A 3,115-nucleotide genomic window follows, 5' to 3' on the forward strand; every position below is an offset into this window, starting at 1 on the left:
GTGCCGCTCTGGCTGCAGCAGGTGACCGCCGCCTATTCGCGCAGGACGCTGCCGGCGTTGGCCATGGCCGTCGCGGCTCCGGGCAAGGCGCTGCAGGCGGGCGCCCAAGTCAGCCGCGGCTTCCTGTTGCGCAGCTTGGGCACAGCCCTGGTGCCGGTGGTGCTCGCGCTGGCGACTCTGGGCGGCACCTGGTGGTATGTGGTCATCCATTCGCAGGCCGACAACATCGCCCAGGTGGCGGCGGCACGCACCGCCAAGGCCGCAGCGCCGGCGGGCGGAGGCCTGCAAGGGCCCGCAGTCAGCGGCGAAGTCCAGGAACCACCGACGGAGAGCGGCGTGAAGGAGCCGCCGGCCGCCGAAGGCGGCCTCCAGGAACCACCTGCGGAAGAAGGGCTGAAAGAACCCGGCGACACGGTCAAGGAGCCGGCCGAAGCCGGCGGCTTGCAGGCGCCGCCGGGATCGGAAGATGCGAAGCCATCGACAGCGACAACCACCGCCGACGCACCACTGCAGGAAATAGGCGAGCCCTCGGGTTCGGGGCCACAGACCGCACCCGTGCCCGAGTCCTTCTACACGGGCTTTGCCATCGCCTGCGTGCTGATGGCGGGACTGCTGCTGTGGTACTACCGGCGCTTCGACGCCGAGCAGTTCGAGATCCTGCGGATGCTGGTGAGCTCGGTCATGCCGCTCGCGCTGCTAACCATCGTCGTGCTGGGGGTCATCCTGTTCGGCATCACAACCGCCACCGAATCGGCGGCCGTCGGCGCGGCCGGCGCCTTTCTCATGGCTTGGCATGCCGGCACGCTGGACTTTCAGAAAATCAAGGAGGCGGTGTTCCTGACCTGCAAGACGACCTCCATGGTGTGCTGGCTGTTTGTGGGTTCAGCACTCTTCTCCGCGGTTTTCGCTCTGCTGGGCGGCCAGCGCGTCGTCGAGGAATGGGTGATGTCGATGAATCTGACACCACTGCAGTTCCTGCTGCTGTCGCAGGCCATCATCTTCGTCCTGGGATGGCCACTGGAGTGGACCGAGATCATCGTGATCTTCGTGCCCATCTTCCTGCCGCTGCTGCAGCATTTCCAGATCGATCCGATTCTTTGGGGCGTGCTGGTTTTCGTGAACCTGCAAGCGGCCTTCCTGTCGCCGCCCGTGGCGATGTCGGCTTTCTACCTGAAGGGGGTGTCGCCACCCCATGTGACCATCAACCAGATCTTCGCCGGCATGATGCCCTACATGCTGATCGTGATCCTGTGCATGGTGTTCATGTACGTCTGGCCCGGGTTGACGCTCTGGCTGCCTAAATACCTGTACGGGTAAACAGCCCGGAAGCCATTGGGCCCCAGGCTTTGGCAAAGAGGGGCGCTCCGCGTCCCTTTTTTTGCTCGCACCGCTACAGGGCGCACACTTGATCGGCGCCGGCTTACCGGCTAAGATTGACGTTTACGTAAACGTCAATCAAACAGATCACAGATCGACGGCCCAACCGCCGCCCGGAGACAACCATGACCGACATGTCCGCTGAATACAAAGCGCTCGCCAGCTACCGCCCTACTCACAAAGTGCGCTTCATCACGGCGGCCAGCCTGTTTGACGGTCATGATGCCGCCATCAACATCATGCGGCGCATCCTGCAGAGCATGGGCGCGGAGGTCATCCACCTGGGCCACAACCGCAGCGTGGACGAAGTGGTCACAGCCGCCCTGCAGGAGGACGCGCAAGGCATCGCTATCAGCTCCTACCAGGGCGGGCATGTCGAGTACTTCAAGTACATGGTCGACCTGCTCAAAAGCCGCGGCGGCGAACACATCCAGGTGTTCGGCGGGGGCGGCGGCGTCATCGTGCCGCCCGAAATCCGCGAGCTGCATGCTTACGGCGTCACCCGCATCTACAGCCCTGAAGACGGCCAGAAGATGGGCCTGGCCGGCATGATCGGCGAGATGGTCATGCGCTGCGACAAAGACCTGACCAGTTTCGCGCCCAAGAACGTCACGGCCATTGAAGGCCACGGAGAGATGAACTGGCGGGCGCTGGCGCAGTTGATCACGGCGCTGGAGAATGGCAAGGCCGACGCGGCGCTGGTGGACAAAGTCCGCACGCAGGCCTCCACCTGCAAGATCCCTGTGCTGGGGATTACGGGCACTGGCGGCGCCGGCAAGTCTTCATTGACCGACGAGTTGATACGCCGCCTGCGCCTGGACCAGAACGACAAATTGCGCGTGGCAGTCATCAGTATCGACCCGTCTCGCCGCAAGAGTGGTGGCGCGCTGCTCGGCGACCGCATCCGCATGAACGCGATCAACCCCTGGACTGTCCCCCTGGCAGGACAGAAGGACGCCGACAGCGGTCAACGCGTCTTCATGCGCTCACTGGCCACGCGCGACTTCGGCTCCGAAATCAGTCAGGCCCTGCCCGACGTGATCGCCGCCTGCAAATGCGCAGGGTTTGACCTGATCGTGGTCGAGACCTCCGGCATAGGCCAGGGCGATGCCGCCATCGTGCCGCATGTGGACGTGCCCATGTACGTGATGACGCCCGAATTCGGCGCCGCCAGCCAGCTCGAGAAAATCGACATGCTGGACTTCGCCGAGTTCATCGCCATCAACAAGTTCGACCGAAAGGGTTCGCTCGACGCCCTGCGCGATGTCTCAAAGCAAGTGCAACGCAACAAGGAAGCCTGGGGCACGCCGGCCGACAAGATGCCGGTCTTCGGCACCATGGCTGCGCGCTTTAACGACGACGGCGTGACGGCCCTCTACCAGGCGCTCAAGCCGCGCCTGGCCGCGTTGGGCCTGGCGCTTGAGGGCGGTGTGCTACCCGCGGCCGAAGTGCGCCACAGTACCAACCAGACGCCGGTGGTGCCGGCCGCGCGAACGCGCTACCTGGCCGAAATCAGCGACACGGTGCGCGGCTACAAAAAACGTGCCCGCGCGCAAGCCCAACTGGCGCGCGAGGTGCAGCAGCTCAAGGCCGCGGCCTCCATGCTCAAGATCGACAAGCCCGACCGCGCGCCAGCCGCCGAAGCCGCGCTGGACCTGGCCGGTCACCGCAAGACGCGCATGGACGCCGATGCCCGCGCCCTGCTCGCCCAGTGGCCCGACATGCAGGCCGCCTACGC

General features: G+C 64.9%; 2 protein-coding genes. Both read left to right on the forward strand.

The genetic code is table 11. The annotated features are described in order from the left end of the window. Positions 1–1,317: TRAP transporter large permease subunit (locus tag AC1D1P_RS18995; RefSeq protein WP_477674042.1), on the forward strand; the 1,317-nt coding region annotated here is incomplete at its 5' end. Between the two features lie 185 nt (positions 1,318–1,502). After that, positions 1,503–3,115, forward strand: a 1,613-nt coding sequence (locus AC1D1P_RS19000; protein WP_477674043.1) for a cobalamin-dependent protein, incomplete at its 3' end; no start/stop codon positions are given.

The organism is Polaromonas sp. P1_E1_2 (assembly GCF_056406035.1).